At 64.6% G+C, this 3,357-nt stretch carries 3 protein-coding genes; all 3 read left to right on the top strand.

The annotated features are described in order from the left end of the window. The first annotated feature begins 271 nt into the window (after nt 1-271). From CXY70_RS00065 to CXY70_RS00055, 3 genes are read left to right on the top strand one after another with little or no spacing between them, the layout of a single operon-like run. A complete protein-coding gene (locus CXY70_RS00065) occupies nt 272-1,360 on the top strand; it encodes a tyrosine-type recombinase/integrase (RefSeq protein WP_199183302.1) in 1,089 nt (362 codons plus the stop codon). Further along, complete coding sequence (locus CXY70_RS00060; RefSeq protein WP_104190388.1) at nt 1,357-2,292, top strand: tyrosine-type recombinase/integrase; 936 nt, start codon at nt 1,357-1,359, stop codon at nt 2,290-2,292. Before CXY70_RS00065 ends, CXY70_RS00060 begins: the two co-directional genes overlap by 4 nt. After that, a complete protein-coding gene (locus tag CXY70_RS00055) occupies nt 2,289-3,278 on the top strand; it encodes a tyrosine-type recombinase/integrase (RefSeq protein WP_104190387.1) in 990 nt (329 codons plus the stop codon). Before CXY70_RS00060 ends, CXY70_RS00055 begins: the two co-directional genes overlap by 4 nt. The last annotated feature ends 79 nt before the right edge of the window (nt 3,279-3,357 follow it).

The following is a 3,357-nucleotide window of genomic DNA, read 5'->3' as shown; positions in this document are numbered from 1 at the left end:
GCCGACCTTGGGGCTATGCCGATGTTGGTTGTAATGGTGCTGGTCAGATTTGATTTTCGGGGTTGAGATGTCGGCATAGTTGATCTGCGGTCATGCTTCAGGCACAGAGTGTCTGGAGGTGAGAGCAGTGACGAAGAAATCGCCCACAGCTCGGCCGCATGTGGATCGGATTCCGCGCGTTTCGGTGGGGCCGTTGGCTCCAGCGATGTTGGCCGAGTGTTCATCCTGGTTGTCTAAACAGGGTTACTCGCCAGGTTCAGCGGCTGGCATCGTGAACTTGCTTGCGCGGCTGAGCCTGTGGATGCAGACGGAGGGCGCGGGCACCGACCAGATCGGGCAGGCACTGCTTGACCGGTTTGTGATTTGGGAGCGTTCGCGAACCGTGGTGGCGGCCGCGGTGACCACGTGCATGGGTACGATGCGCAGGTTCTTGATCGCGGCGGGATACTTCGCCGCTAGCGAGAATGAGGTGGTCACCGAAGCGCAGGCCGCAGTAACCGAGTGGCGCGCGTGGATGCGGGACGACCGCGGGCTGCTCGAGAAAACCATCGACGCCCGCTGCTACTACGGGGCCGGACTCGTGGACGTGGTAACGACGCCAGAAGGCACTGTCGAATGGTTCCGTCTGGGCGCACCGGTCGTCAACGCTTACGTCGCTGAGCGAGGCCGCCCCTGCGGCGCCGTCACTCGTGCTCACATCGTCGATGCGGTTCGTTGCTTGCTGCGGTGGGCGTTGAGCACGGGGCGGATCAGTCGGGATCCGACGGCCGGGGTCCTGAAACCTCCGGGAACGAGACGGACCCTGCCTCGCGGGGTCGGCGCGGACCAGGTCGCTGCACTGTTGAGCGTGTGCGACCCAGCCACCGCGATCGGCGCACGAGACCGGGCAGTGGTCACGATCCTCGTGCGGCTTGGCCTGCGCGCCGGCGAAGCCGCCCGCCTCACCCTCGACGACATCGACTGGACTGCAGGTCAGCTCAAGGTCAGCGGGAAGGGCCGCGAGCACACACTGCCGATCCCGGTCGACGTCGGCGAAGCATTGGAAGCGTGGTTGCGGGCGCGTCCGCCGGCACTCGATCGTGGGGTGTTCGTCCGAATGAAGGCACCGCGCAGGATGATGACACCCTCGGGGATCTCGGGAAGCATCGCCCGCTTGTCGGACTTGGCGAGCGTCGACCGGATCTACGCCCACCGGCTACGGCATACCGCCGCGATGGACGTCCTGGCCTCCGGCGGCACCTTGACCGAGGCGAAGGAACTCCTGGGCCACGTTTACACCGTGACCACGATGGCTTACGCGAAAGTTGATCTCATATCCCTGCGTGTCCTGGCGGTCCCCTTCGGCCAGGTGCCGCGATGACGACGCTGCGTGAACGCCTGGACGAGTATCTGGCGATGCGCCGAGCTCTGGGATTCCAGCTGAACGACATCGAGCGGCAGGTCGGGCTGTTTTGCGGCTGGCTCGAATCTCGAGGCCAGACGGCGACGTTCACCATCGACGATGCTGTCACGTGGGCACGCCTCAACCCTGACGCGCACCCGTCGTGGTGGGCGACACGCCTGTCGCTAGTGCGCCGATTCGCCGCACACCTCAACGCGAACGGTGTCGACGTCCCCGTCATTCCCAATGGCATACTGGCAGCGAAGAAACCCCGGGCAGTCCCCTACATTTACAGCCAACGCGACGTCGATGCGTTGCTCGCTGCCTGCGCTGAGGAGTTCGCCGACGAGCGGATCTCTGAGACCGTGCGCACCGTCATTGGCTTGCTCGCCGCAACAGGGCTGCGGATCAGCGAGGCGTTGAACCTTCGAATCGATGACATCGATCAGCGCAACAACGTGCTGGTGATCAAGGCGGCGAAATCAGACGAGCGGCTCGTTCCCGTGCACGCGTCGACGACGGCAGCGCTCAGGCAGTACATCGATCTCCCGGCAAGGACTGTCACCAGCCCTGACCCGCGCGGCCCGGTCTTCGTGACCTCCAAAGGGACCGGATACCTCTACGTCTCCTTCTTCCCGCTGTTCAAACGGGTTCGGGAGACGGCCGGACTCACCCCGCGCGGCAGAGCACGGCCCCGGCTCCACGACCTGCGGCACACCTTCGCCACCGCGCACATGACCGCTGCCTACGCCCACGGCGGCGACCCCGAGAGGGTGTTGTCGTTGCTCGCCACCTGGCTTGGGCACTCCGATGCCGCCCACACCTACTGGTATTTGACCGCGACCGGCGAGCTGATGGCGTTGGCCGCCGGCATGCTCGACCCCGCTCCCACCGAAGGAGAATCATCATGAACGCCCTGACCACGAGCCTGCAAACCTACTTCACGACCTTCGCCCGCACCCAGCGTGACCTCTCCAGCAACACGATCGCCTCCTACCGCGACACCTGGCGGATGCTCCTCAAACACCTGACCGCCACGCTCGGTGTTCCCACAGAAAGAGTCGATTTCGATGTGCTCACCGCTACGAACGTCACTGGATTCCTCGACCACCTCGAACACGACCGCGGCAACAACGCCAAGACCCGCAACACCCGACTGACCGCGATCCGCGCCGTGCTCAGTCGCGCACTGCCCGACCACCCCGAGCATGCCGCCACGATCACGCAGGTCCTCGCGATCCCTCCCAAGCGGGCCATCAGACCGGTCATCGAGTTCCTCACCCCTGGAGAAGTCGACGTCCTGCTCGCAGCTCCCGATCACCAGACTTGGACCGGGCGGCGCGACTACGCGTTGCTGGCCATGGCAGTGCAGACCGGCCTTCGGATCAGTGAAATCTGCGCACTGACGCTCAACGACATCTACCTCGGCGCTGGGCCTCAAGTCACCTGCACCGGCAAAGGACGTCGCCAGCGCTCCACCCCGTTGACCCGCACCACCGTGACCACCATGAAGAACTACCTCGCCGAACGGGCGGCCCGACCGGGAACTGCAGTGTTCTGCGGTCCTCATGGACAAGCGCTATCCCGTGACGCCCTCGAGCACCGCCTCGCCAAACATCTGGACACTGCGAGAACCACGTGCTCCAGCCTCGTCGGCAAGCACGTCACGATGCACACCATGCGGCACACCGCGGCGATGAATCTCCTAGCCGGCGGGGTGGACATCGCCGTCATCGCGCTCTGGCTCGGTCACGCCGACACGCACAGCACCGACGCCTACCTCCACGCCGACATGGCGATCAAGCAAGCCGCCATCGAACGGACCAGGCCTCCCGGAGTCACACCCGGCAACTACCGTCCCGAGCCGGGCATTCTCGCCTGGCTCACAGCCCTATAACTATGCCGACATCTCAACCCCGAAAATCAAATCTGACCAGCACCATTACAACCAACATCGGCATAGCCCCAAGGTCGGC

It is taken from the genome of Cryobacterium sp. Y82 (assembly GCF_002929495.1).
Classification (GTDB): Bacteria; Actinomycetota; Actinomycetes; order Actinomycetales; family Microbacteriaceae; genus Cryobacterium; species Cryobacterium serini.
The sequence above is the reverse complement of the archived record's forward strand: the minus strand, read 5'-3'. Positions and strand labels throughout refer to the sequence as shown.